A 26,119-nucleotide genomic window follows, 5' to 3' on the forward strand; every position below is an offset into this window, starting at 1 on the left:
GGCATGACCGAGTCACAACACATCGTTGCGGGGACAGTCCTCACCATGCCGGTGCGGATCCGAAAAGCGGACGTCCACACCGCGATGTTTTCGGTGGATGCGCAAGCGGCACAACGGCTTATCGACTACAGCGGCCTGAAGGTCTGCCAGCACCGGCCCGGCCGGGCGGTGGTCAACCTGATGCTGGCCCGCTACATCGACGGCGACCTGGGCCAGTACCACGAATTCGGCACCTGCGTGATGGTCAACCCGCCCGGCTCGACGGCGCGCGGCTGGCGGGCGCTGGGCGAGGCGGCCGCCTTCATCCATCACCTGCCCGTCGACCAGAGCTTCACCCTGGAGGCCGGACGCTCGATCTGGGGATTTCCGAAGATCATGGCGGACTTCACCGTTCGCGAGCAGGGCCGCTTCGGGTTCGACGTCAGCGCCGACGGCGCGCACATCGCCGGCATCGACTTCGCGCCCGGATTGCCGGTGCCGTCGCTGTTCACGTCGCGGCCGCAGGTGCTCAAGACCTACACCTTCGCCGAAGGCACCACCCGGGAGGTGCCCTGGGAGATGCGGGTGCGCGGGCTGCGCGGCCGGCCCGGCGGGGCCACGTTGCGGCTGGGCACCCACCCCTACGCCCAGGAGCTGGCGTCGCTGGGCCTGCCGACGCGCGCGATGATCTCCGGATCGGTCGGCCACGTCGAGATGACCTTCGGCGACGCCCACCCGCTGGGCTGACTGCATCGTCGTCGGGCCTGCCATCCGGCCAATCTAGAACGTGTTCTAGGCCACTGGCAAGAAAACTAGAACGTGTTCTAGTCGGTGGTGCGCCGGGTTCTGATCAGCGTGGCCAGCTCGCGGACCTGCTCTGTACTGCGCCCGGACACCACCATCATGGTGACTCCAGCGGCCTCCCAGGCCTTGATCTGCTTACGCACGTAGTCGACGTCGCCGACGATCGCGGCGTCGTCGATCACCTCGTCGGGGATGATCTCGGCGGCCTCGTCCTTGCGTCCGCTGCGGAACAGCCTGGTCACGTCGTCGACCACCTCGGCGTAGCCCATCCGACGGTAGACGTCGGCGTGGAAGTTGGTGTCCTCCGCGCCCATCCCGCCCATGTAGAGCGCGATGTAGGGCTTCATCGCGGCGAACGCCGCGCCGCGGTCCTCGGTGATGACGATGTTGGCGGTCGCGCAGATCTCGAAGTCCGCGCGGCTGCGGCGCGCGCCCGGCCGGGCGAATCCCTCGTCCAGCCATTCGTTGTACATGTCGGCCAGCCGCGGGGTGTAGAAGATCGGCAGCCAGCCGTCGCAGATCTCGGCGGCCAGCGCGACGTTCTTCGGCCCCTCGGCACCCAGGAAGATCGGGATGTCGGCGCGCAGCGGGTGCGTGATGGGTTTCAAAGCCTTACCCAGACCCGTCGTGCCCGTGCCGGTCAACGGCAGCGGATAGTGGGGGCCGTCGCTGGTCACCGGCTTCTCCCGGGCCCACACCTGCCGGATGACGTCGATGTATTCGCGGGTGCGGGCCAGCGGCTTGGGGAACCGCTGTCCGTACCAGCCCTCGACCACCTGCGGGCCGGACACGCCCAGGCCCAGGATGTGCCGGCCGCCGGAGAGGTGGTCCAGCGTCAGCGCCGCCATCGCGCAGGCCGTCGGGGTCCGGGCGGACAGCTGGACCACCGAGGTGCCCAGCCGCACCCGCGACGTCGACGAGCCCCACCAGGCCAGTGGGGTGTAGGCGTCGGATCCCCACGCCTCGGCGGTGAAGACGGCGTCATACCCGGCTTCCTCGGCGGCGGCGACGAGCTCGCCGTGGTTTTCCGGCGGCGCGGCGCCCCAATATCCCAGCTGCAGTCCCAGCTTCATGGTCTTCGCCCTTCGGTAGTAGACCCGATGTTGAATCCGTTCTTAGAACCTGTTCTACTCGATGGCGTGACAGCCAGCTCGAGTAGCCCGACCTTGACGGATCACCCTGAGCCACCGCTCTCCGCGCCGTTGACGTTGTCGTTCGACTACACCCGTTCAGTCGGCCCCACGCTGAGCAAGTTCTTCACCGCACTGCGTGAGCGCCGCGTCCTGGGTGTGCGCGGATCGGATGGCCGGGTACACGTGCCGCCGCCGGAGTATGACCCGGTCACCTACGAACCGCTGGGCGAGATGGTACCGGTGTCGCCGGTCGGCACCGTCGTCTCGTGGGCCTGGCAGCCCGACCCGATCGAAGGTCAGCCGCTGGACCGGCCGTTCGCGTGGGCGCTGATCAAGCTCGACGGCGCGGACACCCCGCTGCTGCACGCGGTCGACGCCGGCGAGCCCAAGGCCATCAAGTCCGGCACCCGGGTGCACGTGCACTGGGCCGACGAGCCGGTGGGCGCCATCACCGACATCGCCTATTTCGCGCTGGGCGAGGACCCCGAGCCGGTGGCCGAGCAGCCCGACGCCGACAAGGACCCGGTGAGCATGATCGTCACGCCGATCTCGCTGACCATCCAGCACACCGCCTCGCACGAGGAGAGCGCCTACCTGCGCGCCATCGCCCAGGGCAAGCTGCTGGGCGCGCGGACCGGCAAGAACGGCAAGGTGTATTTCCCGCCGCATGGCGCCGACCCGGCCACCGGCCAGCCGACCACGGAGTTCGTCGAGCTGCCCGACAAGGGCACGGTGACGACGTTCGCGATCATCAACATCCCGTTCCAGGGGCAGCGCATCAAGCCGCCGTACGTGGCGGCCTACGTGCTGCTCGACGGGGCCGACATCCCGTTCTTGCATCTGGTCGCCGACGTCGACGCGCACGAGGTGCGGATGGGCATGCGGGTGGAAGCGGTGTGGAAACCCCGCGAGCAGTGGGGCTTTGGCATCGACAACATCGAGTACTTCCGGCCGACCGGGGAACCCGACGCCGACTACGACACCTACAAGCACCACCTGTAAAGGGCATACCTGTCAAATGAGCGCTCGCAATGTTGCGGTGGTCGGCTTTGCCCACGCGCCGCATGTCCGCCGCACCGACGGCACCACCAACGGCGTCGAGATGTTGATGCCGTGTTTCGCCCAGCTCTACCAGGACCTGGGCATCACCAAGGCCGATATCGGCTTCTGGTGTTCGGGATCATCGGATTACCTTGCCGGACGGGCGTTTTCCTTCATCTCGGCGATCGACTCGATCGGCGCGGTGCCGCCGATCAACGAATCGCACGTCGAGATGGACGCGGCCTGGGCCCTGTATGAGGCCTACATCAAGCTGCTGACCGGCGAGGTCGACACCGCGCTGGTGTACGGCTTTGGCAAGTCCTCGGCCGGGGTGCTGCGCCAGATCTTGTCGCGGCAGACCGACCCCTACACCGTCGCGCCGCTGTGGCCCGATTCGATCTCGATGGCCGGGCTGCAGGCCCGCATGGGGCTCGACACCGGCAAGTGGACCGAGGAGCAGATGGCGCGGGTGGCCTTCGACTCGTTCGCCAATGCGCGCCGGGTGGACAACGTGGAGGGCTCGATCACCGTAGCCGAACTGCTCGAACGGCCGTTCTTCGCCGAGCCGTTGCGCCGTCACGACATCGCGCCGATCACCGACGGCGCCGCGGCGATCGTGCTGGCGGCCGGCGACCGGGCCCGCGAGCTGCGCGAGAACCCCGCCTGGATCACCGGGATCGAGCACCGCATCGAATCCCCGGCGCTGGGCGTGCGTGACCTCACCGAGTCGCCGTCCACCAAGGCCGCCGCCGAAATCGCCACCGGCGGGCGGACCGACAACCTCGACGTGGTCGAGATCTGCGCGCCGTTCACCCACCAGCACCTGATCATCGCCGAAGCCATCCGGATACCGGGGCCGACCAAGGTCAATCCGTCCGGCGGTGCGCTGGCGGCCAACCCGATGTTCGTGGCCGGCCTGGAGCGCATCGGCTTTGCCGCACAACACATCTGGGATGGTTCGGCCGAGCGGGTGCTGGCGCACGCCACCAGCGGGCCCGCGCTGCAGCAGAATCTGGTCGCGGTCATGGAAGGGAAGAACTGATGGCCGGTGCAGGGCCGAACATCGCCGCGGTACTGGGTACCGGACAAACGAAGTATGTGGCCAAGCGCCAAGACGTTTCGATGAACGGCCTGGTGCGCGAGGCTATCGACCGCGCACTGGCCGACTCGGGTTGCACCTTCGACGACATCGACGCCGTGGTGGTCGGCAAGGCACCCGACTTCTTCGAGGGCGTCATGATGCCCGAGCTGTTCATGGCCGACGCCGTGGGCGCCACCGGCAAGCCGCTGATCCGGGTGCACACCGCCGGGTCGGTCGGCGGCTCCACCGGGGTGGTGGCCGCCAGCCTGGTGCAGTCCGGTAAGTACCGCCGCGTGCTGGCGATGGCCTGGGAGAAGCAGTCGGAGTCGAATGCCATGTGGGCGTTGTCGATTCCGGTTCCGTTCATCAAGCCGGTGGGCGCGGGCGCCGGTGGCTATTTCGCCCCGCACGTGCGGGCCTACATCCGCCGCTCCGGCGCACCGACGCACATCGGCGCCATGGTCGCCGTCAAGGACCGGCTCAACGGATGCCGAAACCCGTTGGCGCACCTGCATCAGCCCGACATCACCCTGGAGAAGGTGATGGAGTCGCCGATGCTGTGGGACCCGATCCGCTACGACGAGACCTGCCCGTCGTCGGACGGTGCCTGCGCGGTGGTGATCGGTAACGAGGAGGCCGCCGAAGCCCGTCTGGCGCAAGGCAATCCGGTGGCGTGGATCCATGCCACGGCGTTGCGCACCGAGCCGCTGGCCTACGCCGGGCGCGACCAGGTCAGCCCGCAGGCCGGGCGTGACGCGGCCGCCGCGCTGTGGAAGGCCGCCGGCATCAAGAGCCCCATCGACGAGATCGATGCCGCGGAGATCTACGTGCCGTTCTCCTGGTTCGAGCCGATGTGGTTGGAAAACCTCGGCTTTGCTCCCGAGGGCGAGGGCTGGAAGCTCACCGAGGCGGGCGAGACCAAGATCGGCGGCCGGCTGCCGGTCAACCCGTCCGGTGGTGTGCTGTCGTCGAACCCGATCGGCGCCTCGGGGCTGATCCGCTTCGCCGAAGCGGCCATCCAGGTGATGGGCAAGGGCGGCGATCACCAGGTGCCCGGCGCCCGGAAGGCGTTGGGACACGCCTACGGTGGCGGCTCGCAGTACTACTCGATGTGGGTGGTCGGCGCCGACAAGCCCGCCGCCGAGAAGGTCTGAGCGTGCATCCCGCGCACGAAGCCGGCCGCCGGTCCCGCGAGGCGGTGACGGCCAGGGACAAGGAGGCCTGGCTGGCGGTGTTCGCCGACGACGCCGTCGTCGAGGACCCCATCGGCCCTTCGGTTTTCGACCCCGAGGGCAAGGGGCATCGGGGCCGTGCGGCGATCTCGGCCTTCTGGGACAAGGCGATCACGCCCACCACCAAGATCGAGTTCGTCTTTCGCGACACCTATCAGTGCGGCAACGAGGAAGCCAACGTCGGGCACATCCTCATCACGACGGGTGACTACCAGACCACCGCCGAGGGCGTGTTCACCTACAAGGCCGACGACGAGGGCAAGCTGGTCGCGCTGCGCGCCTATTGGGAGATGGACCGCGCGGCCGCCAACACCAAGAAGATCTCCGGCTAGCGCGGGGCCGCTAGATCGGTTCCAGCCCGGCCAGATGCCGCTGGGCGAGGTCGCGGTAGGCCTGCGGATTCAGCTTGACCCACAGCTGCGCGTCGGTACCGGCGACCGGGCCCTTGATCTGGGCCGGCGCGCCCATGGCCAGCATCCCGGCCGGAATCTGGGTGCCCGCGGTGACCAGCGAATGCGCCGCCACCAGGCTGCCCGCGCCGATCACCGCGCCGTCCAGCACGGTGGCGTGGTTGGCGATCAGCGCCTCGGGGCCGACGTGCGCGCCGTGGATGACGCACAGATGCGCCACCGTCGCCCCCGGACCGATGTCGACCGGGATGCCGGGGGGCGCGTGCAGCACCGAACCGTCCTGGACGTTGGCGCCCTCGCGCACCACGATGGGCCCGTAGTCGCCGCGCAGCACCGCGTTGAACCACACCGAGGCTCCCGCCTCCACGACCACGTCGCCGATCAGGGTGGCCGTCGGCGCCACGAACGCGGTGGGGTCCACCCGCGGCGAGCGGCCCTCGAAAGCAAACAGCGGCATCGTCTAGATATACCCGAGCGCCGCCGAACTCGCGGAACGGCCCAGGCAGGCTTGCCTTCGTTGCGCGGGCCCGACGCAAAACTGTAACGTGTTCTAGTTAGAGGGCCAGCGAGTTGGAGGTGACAGGTGGCTACCGACACCAAGCCGGTCGGCATCCGGGAGATCGATCCCGGCGCCCTGCCGACCAGATACGCCCGTGGCTGGCACTGCCTGGGCGTCGCAAAGGACTTCCAGGACGGCAAGCCGCACTCGATCGAGGCGTTCGGCACCAAACTGGTCGTCTTCGCCGACTCACACGGCGACATCCACGTGCTCGACGGCTACTGCCGGCACATGGGCGGTGACCTGTCGGAGGGCACCATCAAGGGCGACGAGGTCGCCTGCCCGTTCCACGACTGGCGCTGGGGCGGCGACGGCCGGTGCAAGCTGGTGCCGTACGCCAAGCGCACGCCGAAGACGGCGCGCACCCGGTCGTGGACCACCGATGTGCGGGGTGGGCTGCTGTTCGTCTGGCACGACCACGAGAACAACCCGCCGGACCCGGCCGTCCGCATCCCGGAGATCCCGGAGGCGCACAGCGACGAGTGGACCGACTGGCGGTGGAACCGCATCCTCATCGAGGGCTCCAACTGTCGCGACATCATCGACAACGTCACCGACATGGCGCACTTCTTCTACATCCATTTCGGGTTGCCGACGTACTTCAAGAACGTGTTCGAGGGCCACATCGCGTCGCAGTACCTGCACAACGTGGGCCGCCCGGACGTGAACGACCTCGGCACGTCTTACGGTGAGGCACACCTGGATTCGGAGGCGTCCTACTTCGGTCCGTCGTTCATGATCAACTGGCTGCACAACAGCTACGGCGACTACAAGGCCGAGTCGATCCTGATCAACTGCCACTACCCGGTGACGCAGAACTCGTTCGTGCTGCAGTGGGGCGTGATCGTGGAGAAGCCCAAGGGCATGGACGAGGAGATGACCGACAAGCTGTCCCGGGTGTTCACCGAGGGGGTCAGCAAGGGCTTCCTGCAGGACGTCGAGATCTGGAAGCACAAGACCCGCATCGACAATCCGCTGCTGGTCGAGGAGGACGGCGCCGTCTACCAGCTGCGCCGCTGGTACCAGCAGTTCTACGTCGACGTCGCCGACATCGAGCCGGAGATGGTGGAGCGCTTCGAGATCGAGGTGGACACCACCCGGGCCAACGAGTACTGGAATGCCGAGGTCGCGCAGAACCTGAAGGCCAAAGAGTCCGAAGACGTTCCCGCCGAACAACACTGACCGCCATGACCGACGATAAGCCGGCGGTTCCCGACGTCGATCGACTCGCTCGGTCGATGCTGTTGCTGCACGGCGATCATCACGACCACGACGAGCGGCCCGCCGCGTCGCCGGCCAACGGTGGATCCTGGTCGAAGTCAAGGGATTTCACCGATGACCCGCAGCGCGCGGCCGCCGTCGCCGAGGCCAGCCGCGCCGACCGGGAGCGCTACCTCAACTCGGGTCTGCTGCCGGTGGACTGCCGGTTCTGCCACGCGCGGGTCGCCGTCCGCCGGCTCGGGCCAGGGCACACCGCGGTGCAGTGGAACACCGAAGCCTGGCAGCGCTGCGCGTATTTCACCGAGGTCCGCCAGGCCGGGGGCGACACCGCGCGCACCAAGTCCTGCCCGAAGCTCGGCGACAGCATCGAGCATGCCGTCGCGGAGGGATATCTGGACGACTGACTGCGCGGACGATCACAGCCCGGCGAACCGCTCCTTGACCGTCTCCACGCTGAGGCCGTAGTCGGCCAGCGAGTAGCTGTGCTTGGGCGCCCGCTCGCCGGACTGGCTGTCGGCGTGGGTCTTGGCCATGGCCGCCTTCGCCTCCTCGGTCAGCGTCAGGCCGAAGTGCCGGTAGATGTCGGCCACGGTGCCCAGCGGGTCGGCGATCAACTCCTTGTAGTCGACGTCGTAGAACTGCGCCGGGTTGTACTTGGCCCGCGCGGTGTTGAACCGCTCCAGCCCCCGCGACCAGGTATCCATTGCGTCAGCGCCGATTTGGGCCCCGACGAACGTGGTCGACCATCCCTCGGCGGTGTGCTGGGCCAGCGAGCACATCGACGCCATGATCGTTTCGACCGGGCGATGAGTCTGGATCACCAGCGCATCCGGGTAGGTGGCCATCAACGCGTCCAGCGCGAACAGGTGGCTGGGGTTCTTCAGCACCCAGCGCTTATCGGCGTCGTTGAGCCCGATCAGCTGAAGGTTGCGGCGGTGGCGCTGATACGACGGCGTCCAGTCCTGTTCGGACAGCCACTGCGCGTAACTGGGGACGTGCGCCAGCGTTTCATACGACACCGAGTGCAGCGACTGCCGCAGCAGCTGCCAGCACTCCTCCAGCTCGTAGGCGGCCATGAAGTGCAGCCCGGTGTAGCCCGGGTTGTCCCGGTGGTGCTGGGTGAATTGCGCGTCGAGCTGGCGGTACAGCGGGTTGGACTCCCAGGTCTCGCGCGGCGGCCGCGGCTGCGGGAATTCGGCCAGCCACATGTGCAGGCCCTGATGCGCGGGATCGGCGCCCAGCAGCCGGTGCAGCGCCGTGGTCCCGGTGCGCACCAGGCCGGTGACGAAGATCGGCCGTTGGATCGCGACGTCGGCGTACTGCGGGTATTGCTTCCAGGCCGACTCCGACAGCAGGCGCGCCACCAGGGCGCCGCGCAGAAAGAAGCGATTCATCTTGCTGCCCAACACCGTAAGGCCGGCTTCCCGGCGGTAGGAGTCCAGCAGCACTTCCAGCGCCTGCAGGTAGTTGTCGTCGTCGGTGCCGAAGTCGTCGAGACCGGTCAGCTTGGTGGCCGATGCGTGCAGCTCCTCGACGGTGCCGATGTCGGTGCGATCGCTCACGTGTGGTATTCCCCGCAGTTGACGTCCAAGGTCTGCCCGGTGATGCCGCTGGACAGGTCGCTGGCCAAAAACATGATGGCCGAAGCGACTTCGTCCTCGGTGGGCAGGCGTTTGAGGTCTGAGTTGGCGGCGGTGGCCGCGTAGATCTGCTCGACCGTGGTGGCGTACTTGCCCGCTTGGTGCTCGAAGTAGGCCTGCAAGGTATCGCCCCAGATGTAGCCCGGCGCAACCGAATTGACCCGGATTCCCTTTTCGCCCAGCTCGGTGGCCAGCGACTGCGACATGGACAGCAGCGCCGACTTGGCCATCTTGTACGCACCGTACTTGGCCTGCGAATGACGCAGCACCATGGAGTTGACGTTGACGATGGATCCGTGCGCCGTCTCCAGTGCGGGTGTGAAGGCCTGGATCAGCCGCAGCGCGCCCAGCGCGCTCAACTCGATCGCGTCACGGATGTGCTGAAAACTGGTTCCCGCCAAGGGTTTCATCGACGGTACCCGGAACGCGTTGTTGATCAGCACGTCGGCCCTGCCGTAGGTCGCCATGGTGGTCTCGACCAGGTAGGCGACTTCGTCGTCGTCGGTGATGTCGGTGCGCACCGCCAGCGCCCGGTGGCCGCCGTCGTTGACCTCCTTGGCCACCTTCTCCAGCCGCTCGGCGGTACGCGCCGCCAGCACCAGGTCGGCCCCGCTGTCGGCGCATCGGTGCGCCAGCGTGGTGCCCAGCCCCGGCCCCACGCCGCTGATGACCACCACCTTGCCGTCGAGCATCCCTGCCATCGTCACCCCAGCATCCTTGCCGCAATCTGTTGTTGGCGCAACGCGATTCGCGCCCGCCATTCGTCGTCGGAGATCTTGTTGTGCTCGTAGTAGGGCAGCTTGGCCGGTACGGCGTCGAAGTCGACCAGCTCGACGGTGGGGCCGTCGGCCTCGGTGAGCTGGCGCGACACCCGTTGCCAGCGGAACTGCAGGAAGCCCTTCCGATGCCCGACCGTCTCCACCCAGTTCGTCACGCCCGGGTTCTGCTCGGCGACGACGATGCGCACCTTGCCGTCCGGATCCGCTTGCGCCTGAGTGTTGTTCAGCGACGTCTGATGGTTGATGTAGTCCAGCGAGATGTACCACAGGCTGCCCAGTTGGAACCCGAGATAGGGGGCGTCGGTGACCGGGATGGTGATCAGCAGCGCCTGGTCGGGCTGCAGTTCGTAGTGCCCGGCCGACGAGTACTGCGTCGCCAGCCCGCCCGGCGTCAACCGGGGCGCGACCATGGTGTTGACCGGGATGTTGAAGTAGAACCACTGCGGGAACTGCAGCCAGGTCTTCACCCGGTTCACGAGTTGTTTTCCGGCTGTGGCATAACGCTTTTCGATCGTCTCGCGGGTCAGCGGCGGCGGCGCCGTGCCCGCGGTGTCCTCCCGTGCGATGGCCAGGGTGCCGCGCTGGGCGGCCCAGTCGCCGTACACCTCGCGGATCACCAGCTGACCGTTGCTGGTCGGTCGCACCCGCCACTCGAAGCTGCCGTCGGGCGCGATGTCGAGCTCGCGGTCGTCGAACGCGGCCTGGCTGGCCGGCACGTTGTCGTCGGTGTACTCGCCGCCGAGCAGCTGAAAACTCAAATCGGTGGTGGTGCCGCGGCGGCCGGTGACGACGTAGTCGTAGCCGGCGTGCACCCGGGTGCCGAAGTACAGCGTGTCGGGGTTGTCCAGGCCCATCTTGGTGAACGGCCCGGTGCCCGATTGCAGGAAGGGGTGGTCGCGCTCGTAGTCGACCGCCAGGTGGATACAGGCCGAGATGCAGCCGGCCAGGTACTGCAGTCCCTCTAGCAGGTCGGCTTCGGTCTCGATGTGCGGCGCGGCGGCCACCAGATTTTCGGCCTCGGCGATCGCGGAGGTGAGCGGATCAGAGAACACGCCTAGACGCTAGAACGTGTTCTACTTTTTCGTCAATGGCGAACGTTCCCGCGCGTCGCCCACGGCGTCGCGCGACGAGGCCGGCTCACCTAGGGCGGGCAGGAGTGCGACAGGTCAATCAGGTGCTGGCGCACGTCGGGATGCCGATTGAGGTAGTCGATGACGTTGCCGTTGCCACCCTCGGCCTGCGACCTTTGCTGCAGCTGCTGGTGCAGGTCCGGGTGCTTCTGCAGGTAGGAGTCGATGGACTGACCGACGTCCTGATTGCATTCCGCGTGGGCGATGCCCGCCACGGGTAGCGCGATCACCGTCGCGGCGGCAGCGGTGAGTAACCCCCCGGCGAGCAGGCCGTACAGCCCGCGGCGACGGGCGCCGACTGTGTTGGATGTGCTCATGCGCGCCAGGTTACCCGCGCAAGCTTTGCGTCGGCTGTGCGAACGCGGCGGCTCAGCGCGCCGCCGCGGCCCCGCTTTCCTGCTCGCGCTTGATCTCCAGCGCGATGTCGATCAGCTGGTCTTCCTGACCGCCGATGAGTTTGCGCTGACCGGCCCGGTGCAGCAGCTGGTGTGCGGGCACCCCGTAGCGCTCGGACTGGCGGATGGCGTGCTTGAGGAAACTCGAGTACACCCCGGAATAGCCCATGATCAGGGCGTTGCGGTCGAGCAGGCACTCGGCGGGCATGGCCGGCGCGACCACCTCCTCGGCGGCGTCGGCGATGTCGAAGAAGTCGATGCCGGTCTTGACGCCGATCTTGTCGAACACGCCGATCAGCGCCTCGACGGGCGCGTTGCCCGCTCCGGCTCCGAACCGGCGGCACGAGCCGTCGATCTGCTTGGCGCCGGCCCGGACGGCCTCGACGCTGTTGGCCACCCCGAGCCCGAGGTTCTCGTGCCCGTGGAAACCGACCTGGGCGTCGTCGCCCAGCTCGGCGACCAGCGCGGCCACCCGGTCGCGCACGCCCTCGAGCACCAGCGCGCCGGCCGAGTCGACCACGTAGACGCACTGGCAGCCGGCGTCGGCCATGATGCGGGCCTGCTGGGCGAGCTTTTCCGGCGGGATGGTGTGGCTCATCATCAGGAAGCCGACGGTCTCCAGCCCGAGTTCGCGGGCCAGGCCGAAGTGCTGGATGGACACGTCGGCCTCGGTGCAGTGCGTGGCGATCCGGCAGATCGAGCCGCCGTTGTTCTGGGCCTCCTTGATGTCCTCCTTGGTGCCCACCCCGGGCAGCATCAGGAAGGCGATCTTGGCCTCCTTGGCGGTCTCGGCGGCCAGCTTGATCAGCTCCTGCTCGGGGGTCTTGGAGAACCCGTAGTTGAAGCTCGAGCCGCCCAGCCCGTCGCCGTGGGTGACCTCGATGACCGGCACCCCCGCGGCGTCCAGGGCCGCGACGATGGCTTGCACCTCGTCCTTGGTGAACTGGTGGCGCTTGTGGTGGCTGCCGTCGCGCAGCGACGTGTCGGTCAACCGGACGTCCCAAATCGGGTTGAAGAAAATATCGGTAGTCATTGCGCTCCTCCCGCCGTCGTGGCCAGCGTCTCCTTGGCGATCTCCTCGCCCACCTTCGTGGCCGCGGCGGTCATGATGTCCAGGTTGCCCGCATACGGGGGCAGGTAATCGCCGGCGCCCTCGACCTCGACGAAGGTGGTGACCAGCGCCTGGCCGCCGGAGTTGAGCGACGGGTCGTCGAACTGCGGCTCGTTGAGCAGCCGGTAGCCGGGCACGTAGCTCTGCACCTCTTTGACGACGTCGTGAATCGACTGCGCGATCGCGTCCCGGTCGGCGTCCTCGGGGATGGCGCAGAAGATGGTGTCGCGCATGATCATCGGCGGGTCGGCCGGGTTGAGGATGATGATCGCCTTGCCCCGCTTGGCGCCGCCGATGGTCTCCACGCCCCGGCTGGTGGTCTTGGTGAACTCGTCGATGTTGGCGCGGGTGCCCGGGCCCGCCGACACGCTCGCCACCGACGCGACGATCTCGGCGTAGGGCACCTCGACGACGCGGCTGACGGCGTAGACGATCGGAATCGTGGCCTGCCCGCCGCAGGTGATCATGTTGACGTTCGGCGCGTCCAGGTGCTGGCGCAGGTTCGCCGGCGGGATGACGGCCGGGCCCACCGCGGCGGGCGTCAGGTCGATGGCCCGGATGCCGGCGGCCTCGTACTTGGGGGCGGCGTCGCGGTGCACGTAGGCGCTGGTCGCCTCGAAGACCAGGTCGGGTTTCTCCGGCTGCGCCAGCAGCCAGTCGACCCCCTCGTGGGTGGTCTCCAAGCCCAGCTTGCGGGCCCGGGCCAGGCCCTCGCTCTGCGGGTCGATGCCGACCATCCAGCGCGGTTCCAGCCAGTCGGATCGCAGCAGCTTGTAGAGCAGGTCCGTGCTGATGTTCCCCGACCCGACAATCGCCACTTTTGCTTTAGTCGGCATGACGCTCCTTACGAAGCTGTTGAGATTTAAGTTGGTCGATTTAACTCGAGCCTATTCGAACGACAGACGCACCGAACCCAGGCCCGCGAAGTCGGCGACGAACTCGTCGCCGGGGTGCGCGTCGATCGCCTTCGTGCACGAGCCGGGCAACACCACGTCGCCCTTGCGCAGCCGCACCCCGAAGCCATCCACCTTGCGGGCCAGCCAGGCCACCGCGGTCACCGGGTTGCCCAGCACCGCGTCGGTGCGGCCCTCGGCCACCACCTCACCGTTGCGGCGCAGCACCGCGTCGATCCCCTTGATGTCAATGTCTTGCGGGGACACCCGGGCCGCACCCAGGACGAAGCCGGCCGACGAGGCGTTGTCGGCGATGGTGTCGCACAACTCGATCTTCCAGTCGGTGATCCGGGTGTCGATCAGCTCGATGGCCGGAACGAACGCCTCGGTGGCCGCCATCACGTCGTCCTCGGTGCAGCCCGCCCCCGGCAGGTCGGCGTTCAGGATGAAGCCGACTTCGACCTCCACCCGCGGGTAGAGGTAGCGGTTCGTCTTGACCGGGGTGTCTTCGAACAACTGCATGTCGTCGAGCAGATGCCCGTAGTCCGGCTCGTCGACGCCCATCATTTGCTGGATCGCCAACGACGACAACCCGACCTTGTGGCCCAGCACCCGGGCGCCCTCGGCGACCCGCTGCCGGATGTTGATCAGCTGAATCTCATACGCGTCGACGACGTCGATCTCGGGGTAGGCGGCGGTCAACGGTGGGATGGGCTCACCGCTCCGCTCGGCCTGCGCCAACTCGGCAGCCAGCTCGTCGCGGGTGGCAACACTGAGCATTTTCTTGCAGTCTCCTCGTACGGTCGACCGGGCCAGTAGCGGCCGCCCCGGGCAATTCTATAACGTGTTCTACATGTCAGCGCAGGAGTACGACGTCGTCGTGGTCGGGAGCGGCGGAGCCGGTATGGTGGCCGCCCTTACCGCCGCTCACCGGGGTCTTTCCACCATAGTCATCGAGAAGGCCCCCCACTTCGGCGGCTCGACCGCGCGGTCGGGCGGCGGTGTTTGGATCCCAAATAACGAAGTGCTCAAGCGTGATGGGGTGAAGGACACCCCGGAGGCGGCCCGCACCTATCTGCACGGGATCATCGGCGACGTCGTCGAGCCGGAACGCATCGACACCTACCTGGAACGCGGGCCGGAAATGCTGTCCTTCGTGCTCAAGCACACGCCGTTGAAGATGTGCTGGGTGCCGCGGTACTCCGACTACTACCCGGAGTCGCCGGGCGGACGCGCGGAGGGCCGGTCGATCGAGCCGAAGCCGTTCAACGCCCGCAAACTGGGGCCCGACGAGGCCGGCCTGGAACCGGCGTACGGCAAGGTGCCGCTGAACGTCGTTGTCATGCAACAGGACTACGTGCGGTTGAACCAGCTCAAGCGCCACCCGCGGGGTGTGCTGCGCAGCCTGAAGGTCGGCGCCCGCACCATGTGGGCCAAGGCGACCGGCAAGAACCTGGTCGGCATGGGCCGGGCGCTGATCGGGCCGCTGCGCATCGGTTTGCAGCGGGCCGGCGTTCCGGTGGTGCTCAACACCGCGCTGACCGACCTGTACCTCGAAGACGGCGTGGTGCGCGGCGTCTATGTCCGTGACAGTCAGGCGGCCGAGTCCGCCGAACCGCGGCTGATCCGGGCGCGCCGCGGCGTGATCCTGGCCAGCGGCGGCTTCGAGCACAACGAGCAGATGCGGGTGAAATACCAGCGCGCGCCCATCACCACCGAGTGGACCGTGGGTGCCAAGGCGAACACCGGTGACGGGATTCTGGCGGCCGAAAAGCTGGGCGCCGCACTGGAATTGATGGAAGACGCCTGGTGGGGTCCGACCGTGCCGCTGGTCGGGGCGCCGTGGTTCGCGCTGTCCGAGCGCAATTCGCCGGGGTCGATCATCGTCAACATGTCGGGCAAGCGGTTCATGAACGAGTCGATGCCCTATGTCGAGGCCTGCCATCACATGTACGGCGGCGAATACGGTCAGGGCCCCGGGCCGGGTGAGAACATCCCGGCGTGGCTGGTGTTCGACCAGCAGTACCGGGACCGCTACATCTTCGCCGGATTGCAACCGGGGCAACGCATTCCGCGTAAATGGCTGGAGTCCGGCGTCATCATCCAGGCCGAAACGCTCGAGGAGCTGGCCTCAAAGGCGGGCCTTCCGGTCGACGAATTCCTGGCCACCGTGCAGCGGTTCAACGGCTTCGCGCGCACCGGCATCGACGAGGACTACCATCGCGGCGAGAGCGCCTACGACAGGTACTACGGCGATCCCACCAACAAGCCCAATCCCAACCTCGGCGAGATCAGCCACCCGCCCTACTACGCCGCCAAGATGGTGCCGGGCGATTTGGGCACCAAGGGTGGCATCCGCACCGACATCCACGGCCGCGCGCTGCGCGACGACGGCAGTATCATCGAAGGTCTCTACGCCGCGGGCAATGTCAGCGCGCCGGTGATGGGCCACACGTACCCGGGTCCGGGTGGCACGATCGGCCCGGCCATGACATTCGGCTACCTGGCGGCGCTGCACATCGCGGGAGAGAACTGACATGCCGATCGACGTCGACGTCGCGCTGAACGCCGAGCTGGATCCCATCGAATTCTCTTGGACCAGCAGTGATGTCCAGCTCTACCACCTGGCGCTGGGCGCGGGGTCCGACCCGATGGATCCGCGCGAGCTGCGCTACCTGGTCGACGACACCCCGCAGGTGCTGCCGACGTTCGGCAACGTGGCCGCCACCTTCCACGCCACCAAGCCGCCGACCGTGCAGTTCCCCGGCATCGACATCGAGCTGGGCAAGGTGCTGCACGCGTCCGAGCGGGTGGAGGTGCCCGCTCCGCTGCCGCCTTCGGGCTCCGCGCGCGCCGTCACCCGGTTCACCGACATCTGGGACAAGGGCAAGGCCGCGGTGATCTGGAGCGAGACGAAGGTGACCGCACCGGACGGCACCCTGTTGTGGACGCAGAAACGGTCGATCTTCGCCCGCGGCGAGGGCGGCTTCGGCGGGGAACGCGGCCCGTCGGGGGGTGACGCCGCGCCGGAGCGGGCGCCCGACCTGGAGGTCGACGTGCCGATCCTGCCGCAGCAGGCGCTGCTGTACCGGCTGTGCGGCGACCGCAACCCGCTGCACTCGGATCCCGAATTCGCCGCTGCCGCAGGGTTTTCCCAGCCGATCCTGCACGGGTTGTGCACCTACGGCATGACCTGCAAGGCGATCGTCGACGCCCTGCTCGACAGCGACGCCGGCGCGGTGGCGGCCTACGGCGCGCGTTTCGCCGGGGTGGCCTTCCCCGGCGAAACGCTGAAGGTCGGCATCTGGAAAGAGGGTGGGCGATTTCTGGCCAGCGTTGTCGCGCCTTCGCGCGACAACGCCGTCGTGCTCTCCGGCGTCGAGCTGGTCCCGGCGTAGGGCTCGCGCTGCTTGCCTTTTTGCCGTTTTGCCGCCGAACGTGAAGTTAGCTTCACGTTCGGTGCCGAGCGTGAAACTAGTTTCACGCTCGGCGGGCGCGCGCCTCGCGTACCCGGGCGATGATGTCGGCGGGCCGGTCCCCGGCGACCACCCTCACCACGATCCAACCGAGTCGCTGCAGCATTTCCGAGCGACGAATATCCCAGCCATACTGACGCCGGTCGCTGCGATGATGATCACCGTCGTACTCGACCGCGACTTTCAAGTCCTCCCAACCCATATCGAGGTAGGCCACCGGGTCGCCAAGGTCGTCAACGACCCGGATCTGCGTCTGTGGTGGCGGTAATCCGGCCTGGGTCAAAACAACGCGCAGCCAGGACTCCTTGGGAGACTGCGACCCACCGTCGAAGAGTGCGATAGCTTCCCTTGCCCGGACGATGCCGCGGCGTCCCGGGTATCTCTGCGCGAGCAGCTCGACATCGGCCGCCTTGATTCGGGTTTCGCGGGCTAATGCATCGATGCCGGCAACCGCTGCGGTGGTCGGATACCAGCAGCCGAGATCGAGAGCCGTTCTGGACGCCGAGGTCACCAGAATCCCGTCTAAGACCGCAATTTCGTCTTCTTCGATTCGCTCTTCATGGACCCTGATCCCGGGCTGGCGGTGGCGGTTGTGGTGGATGAGGTCCACCACCGTCATGGCGTCAACCCATTTGCTTCCGTGCAGCGCCGCCGCGGAGAACCCGGCGACCACACCCCGGCGCCCGCTCCACAGCCACCCGGCCCTCGCGCGTAGCACGGCGGTAACCTCGTCGTCTCTGCTGACATACACGTCTCGGAACAGCCGGGTGTAGCCAGTGCTCAGCCGACTTCTCGTCAACACGCCTCGCGCTACGGCCTCACTGCCGAGGAACGGCTCACCCACGACGGCAGCGTCGCACGCGACCCGCGCACCGTCACTTCACTCGTCGAGCGTGATGTTAATTTCACGCTCGGCCGCGAGCGTGACGCTAACTTGACGCTCGAGCGAAGGCGGGAAGCTAGCCCAGGATCAGGCCCGACGTGGGCACACCGGTGCCCGCGGTGACCAGCACGTGCTCGACGTCGGGCACCGGGTTCACCGAGGTGCCCCGCAGTTGCCGCACCCCCTCGGCGATGCCGTTCATGCCGTGGATGTAGGCCTCACCAAGCTGGCCGCCGTGCGTGTTGATCGGCAGCCGCCCGCCGATCTCGATGGCGCCGTCGGCGATGAAGTCCTTGGCCTCACCCTTGCCGCAGAATCCCAACTCCTCCAACTGAATCAGCGTGAAGGGCGTGAAGTGGTCGTAGAGCACGGCGGTCTGAATGTCGGTCGGCTTCAGGCCGGACTGCTGCCACAGCTGCCGGCCCACCACGCCCATCTCGGGCAGGCCGAGCTCCGAGCGGTAGTAGCTGACCATCGTGTACTGGTCGGGGCTGGACCCCTGCGCCGCCGCCTCGATGACCGCCGGCCGCTGCTTGAGGTCGCGTGCCCGCTCGACGGACGTCACCACGATCGCCACCGCACCGTCGGTCTCCTGGCAGCAGTCCAGCAGCCGCAACGGTTCGGCGATCCACCGCGAATTCTGGTGGTCCTCAATGGTTATCGGCTTCTCGTAGAAGTACGCCTTCGGGTTCTTGGCCGCGTGCTTGCGGTCGGCCACCGAGATCGCACCGAAGTCCCGGCTGGTCGCGCCGGACAGGTGCATGTAGCGCCGCGCGATCATGGCGACCTGCGCTGCCGGCGTGGACAGCCCGTGCGGGTAGGAGAACGAATTGTCCGCCGCGGTCGAATCCGCCTGCGCGCGAGCATCTCCCGCCAGCCGCGTCTGCACCTGACCGAACCGCATGCCCGAGCGCTCGTTGAACGCCCGGTACGCCACCACGACGTCGGCCACCCCGGTGGCCACCGCGATCGCGGCCTGCTGCACGGTCGCGCAGGCGGCCCCGCCGCCGTAACCGATCTGGGAGAAGAACTTCAGGTCACCGATGCCGACGGCGCGGGCGACGGCCGTCTCGTTGTTGGTGTCCATCGTGAAGGTGGTCAGCCCGTCGACGTCCGCCGGCGAAAGCCCGGCGTCGTCCAGGGCGTCCAGCACCGCCTCGGCCGCCAGCCGCAGCTCACTGCGGCCGGAATCCTTCGAAAAGTCGGTCGCGCCGATGCCGACGATCGCCGCCTTGCGGGAAAGCATCAGGCATCCCCCATCGTCAGCGTCACCGTCGCGATGACGTGATCGCCAAGGCTGTTGCGGCCGAACACCTTTAACGTCACCAGGCCGTCCTGGACGGCGGTCACCTCGCCGGAGAACGTCACCGTGTCGTAGGCATACCACGGCACACCGAGACGCAGGCCGATCGACTTGATCAGCGCCGACGGCCCGGCCCAATCGGTGACGTAGCGCTGCACCAGGCCGGTGTCGGTGAGGATGTTGACGAAGATGTCCTTCGACCCTTTGGCCTGCGCCTTGTCCCGGTCGTGGTGCACGTCCTGAAAGTCCCTGGTGGCCAGGGCGGTTGAGATGATGAACGTCGGGTCGCCGTAGAGCTTGAGCTCGGGCAACGTGGTGCCGACTTCGATGACGGGTGCGCTCATGCGTCAGGCTCCCAGGCGTAGAGGCTCCACTCCGGACCGTTGTCGTCGGCCGGGAAATCGAGGTAGGTGGCCCGCACCGGCAGCCCGATCCGCACCCGGGCCGGGTCGATGCCGCGCAGCTCGCCCAGCATCCGGACGCCCTCGGCGAGTTCGACCAGTGCGATCACGAAAGGCAGTGTGCGGCCGGGCACTTTGGGCGCGTGATGCACCACGAAGCTGTACACCGTGCCCTTGCCGCTGGCCACCACATAGTCGATGGGGGCGGTCTTGTCCTGCCACACCGCCGGCACCGGCGGGTGCTGCAGGCTGCCGTCCGGCCGCCGCTGGATCCGCAGCTCGTGCGCCTTGACACCCTCCCAGAAGAAGGCGGTGTCGCGTGACGACGCGGGCCGCATCATGGTGGCCGGATCGAGGTCGTCGGGCACCGGCGACGCCGCCGCGTCGGATTCGCGGGGCCTGAATTTGAGGATGCGCCAATTCATCTCGGCCACATCCTCGTCCCCCACCCGCCAGATGATGTGCTGGTTGATGAACCAGCCCTCGCCGAGCGCCGTCTGCTTGGGCCCGATCACATCGCCCATCTCCGAGGTGATGCTGACCTGCTCACCGGGCCGCAGGTAGCGGTGGTAGGTCTGCTCGCAGTTGGTGGCGACCACACCGACGTACCCGGCGTTGTCGAACAACTCCATGATGGGCCCCATGGGGTCGTCCTTGGGACGCTCCCCGCCCAGGCCGAACATGGTCCACACCTGAATCATGGCCGGCGGGGCCACGATCCCGGGATGTCCGACGGCGCGGGCCGCGGCCTCGTCGACATAGATCGGGTTGCGGTCGCCGATGGCCTCCACCCAGTTGTTGATCATCGGCTGATTCACCGGGTCGCGCCCGGCGCGCGGTTTCGGCCCGCCGGCCGCTTTGATCTCCGCGATGGCTTCGGCGATATCGGTCATCGGGGCACCCTCGGCACTTTGAGCCCGGCGGCGGCGATCATCTCGCGCATCACTTCGTTGACACCGCCGCCGAACGTGATCACCAGGTTGCGCTTGGTTTGCGAGTCCAGCCACCTGAGCAGTTCGCCGGTCTCCGGGTCGGCGGGGTTACCGTACTTGCCGACGACTTCCTCGGCGAGCCGGCCGATGTACTGAATCCGCTCGGTGCCAAAGACTTTCGTCGACGCGGCGTCGGCGACGTTGATGTCCTCACCGGCCGCCGCCACCTGCCAGTTGAGCAACTCGTTGATCCGCCACATCGCATAGATCTCACCGAGCGCCCGCTGGACGTCGGCGTGGTCGATCGGGGTGACCCCGTCGCTGCCCGGCTTGGACGCCCACTCGCGAACCCGGTCGTAGATGCCGGCGGTACGGCCGGCCGGGCCCAGCATCACCCGCTCGTTGTTGAGCTGGGTGGTGATCAGCTTCCACCCGCCGTTCTCCTCGCCGACCAGCATGTCGGCGGGCACCCGCACGTCGTTGTAGTAGGTGGCGTTGGTGTGGTGGGCGCCGTCGGACAGGATGATCGGCGTCCAGGAGTAGCCGGGGTCCTTGGTGTCCACGATCAGGATCGAAATGCCCTTGTGTTTCACGGCTTCCGGATCGGTGCGGCAGGCCAGCCAGATGTAGTCGGCGTCATGGGCACCGGTGGTGAAGATCTTCTGCCCGTTGACGATGTACTCGTCGCCCTGCCGCACGGCCGTGGTGCGCAGCGACGCCAGGTCGGTGCCGGCCTCCGGCTCGGTGTAGCCGATCGCGAAGTGCACCTCGCCGGCCAGGATCGCCGGCAGGAACTTCTTCTTCTGCATCTCGCTGCCGAACTGTTGCAGCGTCGGCCCGACCGTCTGCAGGGTCACCGCGGGCAGCGGCACGTCGGCGCGATGCGCCTCGTTGACGAAGATCGACTGCTCGATCGGGCCGAAGCCCAAGCCGCCGAACTCCTTTGGCCAGCCCACCCCGAGCTTGCCGTCCCGGCCCATCCGCCGGATCACCGCCCGGTAGGCCTCGTTGTGGCGGTCCTGCTCCATCGCCTTCATCTCGTCGGACGAGATCAGGTTCGAAAAGTATTCCCGCAGTTCGGCTTGCAGCTGACGCTGTTCTGGGGTCAGGTCTATGAACATTGCGCTCCCACCAGGTCGTCTGCGTGCCGACCCGCTGCGCCCGGCTGCGCCGTGCTTGCGATCGCCACGAGGTCCAGGCGATGCGACGGCCCGCCCAGCAGCCGGGTCAGGTCCTTGATCGTGGAGTAGTACCGATGCATCGGATAGGTGATGTCCATGCCCATGCCGCCGTGCAGGTGGTGGCAGAGCTGCATCGCCGGGGGCGCCTGCGACGCCACCCAGTATCCCAGCACACCCAGGTCGTGATCGACATCCCGGCCCTCGGACAGCCCCCAGACCACCGACTTGGCCACCAAATCGATGGTGCGCGAGGCGATGTAGACCTCGGCGAGCTGCGCGGCCACGGTCTGGAAGGTGGACAGCGGCTTGCCGAACTGCTTGCGGTTGGCCACGTAGTCGGCGGTCAACCGCAGCGCCCCGCTGACCAGCCCGTCGGCGTAGGCGCCCACGGCCGCCAGCGCCAGCTGGTTGACCCGCGCCGCCGTGGCGCCCGCCAGCACGTCGGAATCGGCCACCGCGACGCCGGTGAAGCTGACCGTGTACTCGTCGGAGCCGTTCGAGGTCGGCGTCTGCACCACCTGGACGCCGTCGGCCTTGGGCGAGACCACGACAACCGCACTGTCGGCGGTGACGATCATCCAATCCGCTTGTGCCGCATAGCCGACGCCGATCTTGGTGCCCGACAACCGGCCGTCGGCGAAGGTGGTCGCGGGCCGGTCCGGCAGCGGGGTACCGGGTTCGTTGAGCGCGGCCGTCAGCACCCCGCCCCTGGCGACCCCGGCCAGGAACCGGTCCTGCTGCTCCTCGGAGGCCAGCTCGAGCAACGGAAGCACCGCAAAACCCAACGTGGCCAGCGCCGGCGTGATGGCGCCGCGGCGACCGACTTCGGTGAGCACCGTGGCGACCTCGGGCAGACCCACCCCGTCGCCGCCGAGACGCTCGGGCACCGGCAGCGCCGTCACACCCCCGTCGACCAGTGCCTCCCAACTCAATTCGCGATCCAGCACCGACGTGACGACGTCGGCGACCGCCTGTTGTGTCGGACTGGGGTCGAAGTCCATCGTCGTTTCTGACGCCATATCAGTGCGCCACCGGGCACTTGCCGGTGTAGTCGACCTGCCAGTGCTTGATGCCGTTGAGCCAGCCCGACCGCAACCGCTCGGGCGCCGACAGCGGCTTGAGGTCCGGCATGTGGTCGGCCACGGCGTTGAAGATCAGGCTGATGGTCATCCGGGCCAGGTTGGCGCCGATGCAGTAGTGCGCACCCGTACCGCCAAAACCGACGTGCGGGTTGGGGTTTCGCAAGATGTTGAAGCGGTGCGGATCCTCGAAGACCTCTTCGTCGAAGTTCGCCGAGCGGTAGAACATCACCACCCGCTGGCCCTTCTTGATCTGCACCCCGGACAGCTCGTAATCCTCGAGCGCGGTGCGCTGGAACGCGGTGACCGGCGTTGCCCAGCGCACGATTTCGTCCGGCGCGGTCTCCGGGCGCTCCTTCTTGAACAGCTCCCACTGGTCGGGGTTGTCGGCGAAGGCGATCATGCCGTGCGTGATCGAGTTCCGGGTGGTCTCGTTGCCGGCGACCGCGAGCATCACCACGAAGAAACCGAATTCGTCGTCGGAGAGCTTCTCGCCGTCGAGGTCGGCCTGGATCAGCTGGGTGACGATGTCGTCGCCGGGGTTCTTGGCCCGCTCCTCGGCCATCTTCATCGCGTACATGATCAGCTCGGCCGACGACATCGCCGGGTCGATGTGCGCGTACTCGGGGTCCTCGTTGCCGGTCATCTCGTTGGACCAGCGGAAGATCTTGTCCCGGTCCTCCTGCGGAACACCCAGCAGACCGGCGATGGCCTGCAGCGGCAGCTCGCAGGAGACCTGCTCGACGAAGTCGCCGGCGCCGGCCGCGGCCGCGGTCTTGGCGATGTTCTGCGCGCGGGCGTCCAGCTCGTCACGCAGCCGGCCGACGGCCCGCGGGGTGAAACCGCGCGAGATGATTTTGCGCAGCCGGGTGTGGTGCGGCGCGTCCATGTTGAGCATGACGTTGCGCTGCAGGTCGATCTGCTCGCGCGTCATCTCCTTCGGCCAGACCGGGATGGCGCAGTCCTGCTGCGACGAGAAGATGTCGCTGCGCACGGAGATCTCTTTGACGTCCTTGTGCTTGGTGATCGCCCAATAGCCTTTGTCACCGAACCCGCCGGTCCCGCCGGGGACGTCCATCCAGTAGATTGGCGCGGACTTGCGCAGTTCGGCTAATTCGGCGACCGGCAGGCCCTTGACGCAGACGTCCGGGTCCAGAAGGTCGAACCCGGGTGGAAGATTCGGACTGGGCACGCTCTTCTCCTAACTACAGTCCTCGCTGACTTGCGATCCCAGGACACTAGCTGTCCTAGTGATGCTCTGGTGCCAGTAAAACATGCCTCCACCGCAGACAAAAGGCGGCGACATATCCTCGCTTGTCATAGTAATGAAACGTGTTCTAGCCTGACGGGCATGGGTAACCCGGTAATCGTCGCAGCCACCCGCAGCCCGATCGGCAAGCGCAACGGCTGGTTGTCAGGGCTGCACGCCACCGAGCTGCTCGGGGCGGTGCAGAAGGCCGTGGTCGAGAAGGCCGGCATCGACGCCGGCGACGTCGAACAGGTGATCGGCGGTTGCGTCACGCAGTACGCCGAGCAGTCCAACAACATCAGCCGGACGGCGTGGCTCACCGCCGGATTGCCCGACCACGTCGGCGCCACCACCGTGGACTGCCAGTGCGGCAGCGGGCAGCAGGCCAACCACCTGATCGCGGGTTTGATCGCCACCGGCGCCATCGACGTGGGCATCGCCTGCGGCATCGAGGCGATGAGCCGGGTCGGGCTGGGCGCCAACGCGGGCCCCGACCACAACTGGCGGGCCGAGTCGTGGGACATCGACATGCCCAACCAGTTCGAGGCGGCCGAGCGGATCGCCAAGCGCCGCGGCATCACCCGGGAAGACATCGACGAGTTCGGTCTGGCCTCCCAGGCCAAGGCGAAACAGGCCTGGGACGAGGGCCGTTTCGACCGTGAGATCTCGCCGATCGTGGCGCCGGCCCTCGACGAGAACAAGCAGCCCACCGCCGAGCGCGTCACCATCAGCCGCGACCAGGGCCTGCGCGAGACCACCCTGTCGGGTCTGTCCGCGCTGAAACCGGTCATCGAGGGCGGGATCCACACCGCGGGCACGTCCTCACAGATCTCCGACGGCGCGGCCGCCGTGCTGTGGATGGACGAGGACAAGGCCAAGGCGCTCGGCCTGCGGCCGCGGGCCCGCATCATCAGCCAGGCGCTGGTCGGCGCCGAGCCGTACTACCACCTGGACGGCCCGGTGCAGTCCACCGCCAAGGTGCTGGAAAAGGCCGGCATGAAGATGGGCGACATCGACATCACCGAGATCAACGAGGCGTTCGCCTCGGTGGTGCTGTCCTGGGCGCGGGTGCACGAGCCCGACATGGCCCGGGTCAACGTCAACGGCGGCGCCATCGCGCTGGGCCACCCGGTGGGGTGCACCGGCAGCCGGCTGATCACCACCGCCCTGCACGAGCTGGAGCGCTCCGATCAGACCACCGCGCTGATCACGATGTGCGCGGGCGGTGCGCTGTCCACCGGCACCATCATCGAACGCATCTAGGTCCCCGGTCCGGCTTCGGTGGTGAGCGTCTCGGACGAAAGCCGCATCGCCGCGGCGCAGGCCTACATCGACGCCCTGGTCAGCCATGACGGCGACGCCGTTCCGTTCGCGCCCGGCTGCACCCGCGTCGAGCAGGGAATCAAGAACGGGTTCTCGGGAAATCACCTGCGCCGCAGCCTCAATCGCGGTCCGCAGTACCGGTTGCTCGCGCACACCACTACCCCGGACTACCGCATCGACGGCGACCGGGTGCACGCGTCCTACCAGGTGCTGACCAAGGCGGCGCTGGGCGGACGCCGACTGGCCGCGCACGTCACCGAGACCTTCCTGATTCCGGCCGAAAGCCCAAGCGGCAGAGCCGAAATCCAGCACATCAAGGTTCGCTTCCAACCCTTCATCCAGACGCGAGGACGGCAGTAGCGCAGTGGAAAAACCCAAATCCTTGAATTCGCCGATGACCGGGTTCTTCATCAAGTGGATGTCCCGGGTCAACACCTGGATGTACCGCGTCAGCAGGGGCAAGTGGGGCGGCACGTTCCAGAAACGCCCGGTGGCGCTGCTGACCACCACCGGCCGCAAGACCGGGCAGCCGCGGGTGAGCCCGCTGCTGTACCTGCGCGAGGGCGATCGGGTGATCCTGGTTGCCTCGCAGGGTGGCCGCGACAAGCATCCGCTGTGGTACCTCAACCTCAAGGCGAATCCGAAAGTGTCCGTGCAGATCAAAGACGAGGTGCTGCAACTTCAGGCGCGCGACGCTACGCCCGAGGAACGCGAACAGTACTGGCCGAAACTGGTGGCCATGTATCCCTCGTTCGACGACTATCAGTCGTGGACCGACCGGGTGATCCCGGTCGTGATCTGCGACCCGTGAACCGGATCGGCAACTAGGCACCTCGCCGTCGTCGAGCGTGCACTGGTAGCGAAGAATCGGCGGAATTCTCGCG

General features: G+C 67.4%; 28 protein-coding genes. 12 read left to right on the forward strand and 16 right to left on the reverse strand.

The window, feature by feature from the left end:
* Positions 1–3: 3 nt before the first annotated feature.
* Positions 4–726, forward strand: coding sequence for an acetoacetate decarboxylase family protein (locus tag H7I87_RS06385; RefSeq protein WP_003875703.1), 723 nt, complete (start codon positions 4–6; stop codon positions 724–726).
* Positions 727–803: 77 nt separating this feature from the next.
* Here the strand turns inward: H7I87_RS06385 and H7I87_RS06390 are convergent, their stop codons facing one another.
* Entirely contained in the window at positions 804–1,856 is a 1,053-nt protein-coding gene (locus H7I87_RS06390) for an LLM class F420-dependent oxidoreductase (RefSeq protein ID WP_063966972.1), read from the reverse strand.
* 66 nt (positions 1,857–1,922) lie between these two features.
* Here H7I87_RS06390 and H7I87_RS06395 point away from each other — a divergent pair, with 66 nt between their 5' ends.
* The 4 genes from H7I87_RS06395 to H7I87_RS06410 are packed head-to-tail and all read left to right on the forward strand — an operon-like array spanning position 1,923 to position 5,602.
* On the forward strand, positions 1,923–2,918 hold the full coding sequence (locus H7I87_RS06395; RefSeq protein ID WP_003877146.1) for a Zn-ribbon domain-containing OB-fold protein: 996 nt from the start codon (positions 1,923–1,925) through the stop codon (positions 2,916–2,918).
* A 16-nt stretch (positions 2,919–2,934) separates the two neighbouring features.
* Positions 2,935–3,999, forward strand: a complete 1,065-nt coding sequence (locus tag H7I87_RS06400) for a thiolase family protein (protein ID WP_003875700.1) — start codon at positions 2,935–2,937, stop codon at positions 3,997–3,999.
* Positions 3,999–5,192 carry a thiolase family protein gene (locus H7I87_RS06405; RefSeq protein WP_011723676.1) on the forward strand — a complete coding sequence of 398 codons (1,194 nt, stop codon included), beginning with the start codon at positions 3,999–4,001 and terminating at the stop codon, positions 5,190–5,192. The genes H7I87_RS06400 and H7I87_RS06405 overlap by 1 nt, the downstream gene beginning before the upstream one ends.
* A 2-nt stretch (positions 5,193–5,194) precedes the next feature.
* Positions 5,195–5,602: a nuclear transport factor 2 family protein gene (locus H7I87_RS06410; RefSeq protein WP_023864171.1), complete on the forward strand. Its 408-nt coding sequence runs from the start codon at positions 5,195–5,197 to the stop codon at positions 5,600–5,602.
* Between the two features lie 10 nt (positions 5,603–5,612).
* Here the strand turns inward: H7I87_RS06410 and H7I87_RS06415 are convergent, their stop codons facing one another.
* Entirely contained in the window at positions 5,613–6,137 is a 525-nt protein-coding gene (locus H7I87_RS06415; protein ID WP_009974811.1) for a gamma carbonic anhydrase family protein, read from the reverse strand.
* A gap of 126 nt (positions 6,138–6,263) precedes the next feature.
* Between H7I87_RS06415 and H7I87_RS06420 the strand changes: the two genes are divergently transcribed.
* Both H7I87_RS06420 and H7I87_RS06425 read left to right on the forward strand, forming a co-directional pair.
* The gene (locus tag H7I87_RS06420) at positions 6,264–7,421 is read left to right on the forward strand and encodes a 3-ketosteroid-9-alpha-monooxygenase, oxygenase component (protein WP_009974810.1); all 1,158 of its coding nucleotides are present in this window, start codon (positions 6,264–6,266) and stop codon (positions 7,419–7,421) included.
* Between the two features lie 5 nt (positions 7,422–7,426).
* Entirely contained in the window at positions 7,427–7,864 is a 438-nt protein-coding gene (locus H7I87_RS06425) for a hypothetical protein (RefSeq protein ID WP_023864172.1), read from the forward strand.
* Positions 7,865–7,876: 12 nt separating this feature from the next.
* Here H7I87_RS06425 and H7I87_RS06430 read toward each other — a convergent pair whose 3' ends face one another.
* The 7 genes from H7I87_RS06430 to H7I87_RS06460 form a co-directional block, all read right to left on the reverse strand.
* The gene (locus tag H7I87_RS06430; RefSeq protein WP_003877141.1) at positions 7,877–9,022 is read right to left on the reverse strand and encodes a sulfotransferase family protein; all 1,146 of its coding nucleotides are present in this window, start codon (positions 9,020–9,022) and stop codon (positions 7,877–7,879) included.
* Entirely contained in the window at positions 9,019–9,801 is a 783-nt protein-coding gene (locus H7I87_RS06435; protein WP_031344559.1) for an SDR family oxidoreductase, read from the reverse strand. The genes H7I87_RS06430 and H7I87_RS06435 overlap by 4 nt, the downstream gene beginning before the upstream one ends.
* A 2-nt stretch (positions 9,802–9,803) precedes the next feature.
* Positions 9,804–10,931 (reverse strand): hypothetical protein, encoded by a 1,128-nt coding sequence (locus H7I87_RS06440; RefSeq protein ID WP_033713068.1) that lies wholly within the window; start codon positions 10,929–10,931, stop codon positions 9,804–9,806.
* An 89-nt stretch (positions 10,932–11,020) separates the two neighbouring features.
* Positions 11,021–11,326: a hypothetical protein gene (locus H7I87_RS06445; RefSeq protein WP_019733101.1), complete on the reverse strand. Its 306-nt coding sequence runs from the start codon at positions 11,324–11,326 to the stop codon at positions 11,021–11,023.
* Between the two features lie 52 nt (positions 11,327–11,378).
* Positions 11,379–12,437 (reverse strand): 4-hydroxy-2-oxovalerate aldolase, encoded by a 1,059-nt coding sequence (dmpG, locus tag H7I87_RS06450; RefSeq protein ID WP_019733100.1) that lies wholly within the window; start codon positions 12,435–12,437, stop codon positions 11,379–11,381.
* Positions 12,434–13,351, reverse strand: coding sequence for an acetaldehyde dehydrogenase (acetylating) (locus H7I87_RS06455; protein ID WP_019733099.1), 918 nt, complete (start codon positions 13,349–13,351; stop codon positions 12,434–12,436). Before H7I87_RS06455 ends, dmpG begins: the two co-directional genes overlap by 4 nt.
* A gap of 51 nt (positions 13,352–13,402) precedes the next feature.
* Positions 13,403–14,188 (reverse strand): 2-keto-4-pentenoate hydratase, encoded by a 786-nt coding sequence (locus H7I87_RS06460; protein WP_003875689.1) that lies wholly within the window; start codon positions 14,186–14,188, stop codon positions 13,403–13,405.
* Positions 14,189–14,261: 73 nt separating this feature from the next.
* Between H7I87_RS06460 and kstD the strand changes: the two genes are divergently transcribed.
* Together kstD and chsH3 are read left to right on the forward strand one after the other, a co-directional pair.
* Positions 14,262–15,944 carry a 3-oxosteroid 1-dehydrogenase gene (gene kstD, locus H7I87_RS06465; protein WP_011723672.1) on the forward strand — a complete coding sequence of 561 codons (1,683 nt, stop codon included), beginning with the start codon at positions 14,262–14,264 and terminating at the stop codon, positions 15,942–15,944.
* A 1-nt stretch (position 15,945) separates the two neighbouring features.
* The gene (gene chsH3 / locus H7I87_RS06470) at positions 15,946–16,806 is read left to right on the forward strand and encodes an enoyl-CoA hydratase ChsH3 (RefSeq protein ID WP_011723671.1); all 861 of its coding nucleotides are present in this window, start codon (positions 15,946–15,948) and stop codon (positions 16,804–16,806) included.
* 82 nt (positions 16,807–16,888) lie between these two features.
* Here chsH3 and H7I87_RS06475 read toward each other — a convergent pair whose 3' ends face one another.
* The 7 genes from H7I87_RS06475 to H7I87_RS06505 form a co-directional block, all read right to left on the reverse strand.
* Positions 16,889–17,728: a putative endonuclease domain-containing protein gene (locus H7I87_RS06475; protein ID WP_023861934.1), complete on the reverse strand. Its 840-nt coding sequence runs from the start codon at positions 17,726–17,728 to the stop codon at positions 16,889–16,891.
* A 115-nt stretch (positions 17,729–17,843) separates the two neighbouring features.
* The gene (ltp2, locus tag H7I87_RS06480) at positions 17,844–19,013 is read right to left on the reverse strand and encodes a 17-hydroxy-3-oxo-4-pregnene-20-carboxyl-CoA lyase (RefSeq protein ID WP_011723669.1); all 1,170 of its coding nucleotides are present in this window, start codon (positions 19,011–19,013) and stop codon (positions 17,844–17,846) included.
* Entirely contained in the window at positions 19,013–19,414 is a 402-nt protein-coding gene (locus tag H7I87_RS06485; protein ID WP_003875684.1) for a MaoC family dehydratase, read from the reverse strand. The genes ltp2 and H7I87_RS06485 overlap by 1 nt, the downstream gene beginning before the upstream one ends.
* A complete protein-coding gene (locus tag H7I87_RS06490; protein WP_003875683.1) occupies positions 19,411–20,364 on the reverse strand; it encodes a bifunctional MaoC family dehydratase N-terminal/OB-fold nucleic acid binding domain-containing protein in 954 nt (317 codons plus the stop codon). The genes H7I87_RS06485 and H7I87_RS06490 overlap by 4 nt, the downstream gene beginning before the upstream one ends.
* Positions 20,361–21,524 (reverse strand): acyl-CoA dehydrogenase FadE29, encoded by a 1,164-nt coding sequence (gene fadE29, locus H7I87_RS06495; RefSeq protein WP_003875682.1) that lies wholly within the window; start codon positions 21,522–21,524, stop codon positions 20,361–20,363. The genes H7I87_RS06490 and fadE29 overlap by 4 nt, the downstream gene beginning before the upstream one ends.
* Positions 21,515–22,585, reverse strand: coding sequence for an acyl-CoA dehydrogenase family protein (locus tag H7I87_RS06500; RefSeq protein WP_033711415.1), 1,071 nt, complete (start codon positions 22,583–22,585; stop codon positions 21,515–21,517). Before H7I87_RS06500 ends, fadE29 begins: the two co-directional genes overlap by 10 nt.
* 19 nt (positions 22,586–22,604) lie before the next feature.
* Positions 22,605–23,855: a cytochrome P450 gene (locus tag H7I87_RS06505; RefSeq protein WP_009974790.1), complete on the reverse strand. Its 1,251-nt coding sequence runs from the start codon at positions 23,853–23,855 to the stop codon at positions 22,605–22,607.
* 159 nt (positions 23,856–24,014) lie between these two features.
* Between H7I87_RS06505 and H7I87_RS06510 the strand changes: the two genes are divergently transcribed.
* From H7I87_RS06510 to H7I87_RS06520, 3 genes are read left to right on the forward strand one after another with little or no spacing between them, the layout of a single operon-like run.
* Complete coding sequence (locus H7I87_RS06510; RefSeq protein WP_003875679.1) at positions 24,015–25,175, forward strand: steroid 3-ketoacyl-CoA thiolase; 1,161 nt, start codon at positions 24,015–24,017, stop codon at positions 25,173–25,175.
* A gap of 18 nt (positions 25,176–25,193) precedes the next feature.
* A complete protein-coding gene (locus tag H7I87_RS06515; protein WP_003875678.1) occupies positions 25,194–25,595 on the forward strand; it encodes a DUF8021 domain-containing protein in 402 nt (133 codons plus the stop codon).
* A 34-nt stretch (positions 25,596–25,629) separates the two neighbouring features.
* The gene (locus H7I87_RS06520) at positions 25,630–26,046 is read left to right on the forward strand and encodes a nitroreductase family deazaflavin-dependent oxidoreductase (protein WP_003875677.1); all 417 of its coding nucleotides are present in this window, start codon (positions 25,630–25,632) and stop codon (positions 26,044–26,046) included.
* Positions 26,047–26,119 lie beyond the last annotated feature (73 nt).

Origin of the sequence: Mycobacterium timonense (assembly GCF_025821985.1) — a bacterium.
GTDB classification, from domain to species: Bacteria; Actinomycetota; Actinomycetes; order Mycobacteriales; family Mycobacteriaceae; genus Mycobacterium; species Mycobacterium avium.

Bases quoted from the DNA above. Each gene is read 5' to 3' on its own strand.
- H7I87_RS06445 (WP_019733101.1), bottom strand. From the start codon at position 11,326: ATGAGCACATCCAACACAGTCGGCGCCCGTCGCCGCGGGCTGTACGGC.
- dmpG (WP_019733100.1), bottom strand. From the start codon at position 12,437: ATGACTACCGATATTTTCTTCAACCCGATTTGGGACGTCCGGTTGACC.
- H7I87_RS06425 (WP_023864172.1), top strand. From the start codon at position 7,427: ATGACCGACGATAAGCCGGCGGTTCCCGACGTCGATCGACTCGCTCGG.
- H7I87_RS06490 (WP_003875683.1), bottom strand. From the start codon at position 20,364: ATGACCGATATCGCCGAAGCCATCGCGGAGATCAAAGCGGCCGGCGGG.
- H7I87_RS06460 (WP_003875689.1), bottom strand. From the start codon at position 14,188: ATGCTCAGTGTTGCCACCCGCGACGAGCTGGCTGCCGAGTTGGCGCAG.
- H7I87_RS06455 (WP_019733099.1), bottom strand. From the start codon at position 13,351: ATGCCGACTAAAGCAAAAGTGGCGATTGTCGGGTCGGGGAACATCAGC.
- fadE29 (WP_003875682.1), bottom strand. From the start codon at position 21,524: ATGTTCATAGACCTGACCCCAGAACAGCGTCAGCTGCAAGCCGAACTG.
- H7I87_RS06500 (WP_033711415.1), bottom strand. From the start codon at position 22,585: ATGGACTTCGACCCCAGTCCGACACAACAGGCGGTCGCCGACGTCGTC.
- H7I87_RS06435 (WP_031344559.1), bottom strand. From the start codon at position 9,801: ATGGCAGGGATGCTCGACGGCAAGGTGGTGGTCATCAGCGGCGTGGGG.
- H7I87_RS06390 (WP_063966972.1), bottom strand. From the start codon at position 1,856: ATGAAGCTGGGACTGCAGCTGGGATATTGGGGCGCCGCGCCGCCGGAA.
- H7I87_RS06520 (WP_003875677.1), top strand. From the start codon at position 25,630: ATGACCGGGTTCTTCATCAAGTGGATGTCCCGGGTCAACACCTGGATG.
- chsH3 (WP_011723671.1), top strand. From the start codon at position 15,946: ATGCCGATCGACGTCGACGTCGCGCTGAACGCCGAGCTGGATCCCATC.
- H7I87_RS06385 (WP_003875703.1), top strand. From the start codon at position 4: ATGACCGAGTCACAACACATCGTTGCGGGGACAGTCCTCACCATGCCG.
- H7I87_RS06400 (WP_003875700.1), top strand. From the start codon at position 2,935: ATGAGCGCTCGCAATGTTGCGGTGGTCGGCTTTGCCCACGCGCCGCAT.
- kstD (WP_011723672.1), top strand. From the start codon at position 14,262: ATGTCAGCGCAGGAGTACGACGTCGTCGTGGTCGGGAGCGGCGGAGCC.
- H7I87_RS06485 (WP_003875684.1), bottom strand. From the start codon at position 19,414: ATGAGCGCACCCGTCATCGAAGTCGGCACCACGTTGCCCGAGCTCAAG.
- H7I87_RS06415 (WP_009974811.1), bottom strand. From the start codon at position 6,137: ATGCCGCTGTTTGCTTTCGAGGGCCGCTCGCCGCGGGTGGACCCCACC.
- H7I87_RS06405 (WP_011723676.1), top strand. From the start codon at position 3,999: ATGGCCGGTGCAGGGCCGAACATCGCCGCGGTACTGGGTACCGGACAA.
- ltp2 (WP_011723669.1), bottom strand. From the start codon at position 19,013: ATGCTTTCCCGCAAGGCGGCGATCGTCGGCATCGGCGCGACCGACTTT.
- H7I87_RS06510 (WP_003875679.1), top strand. From the start codon at position 24,015: ATGGGTAACCCGGTAATCGTCGCAGCCACCCGCAGCCCGATCGGCAAG.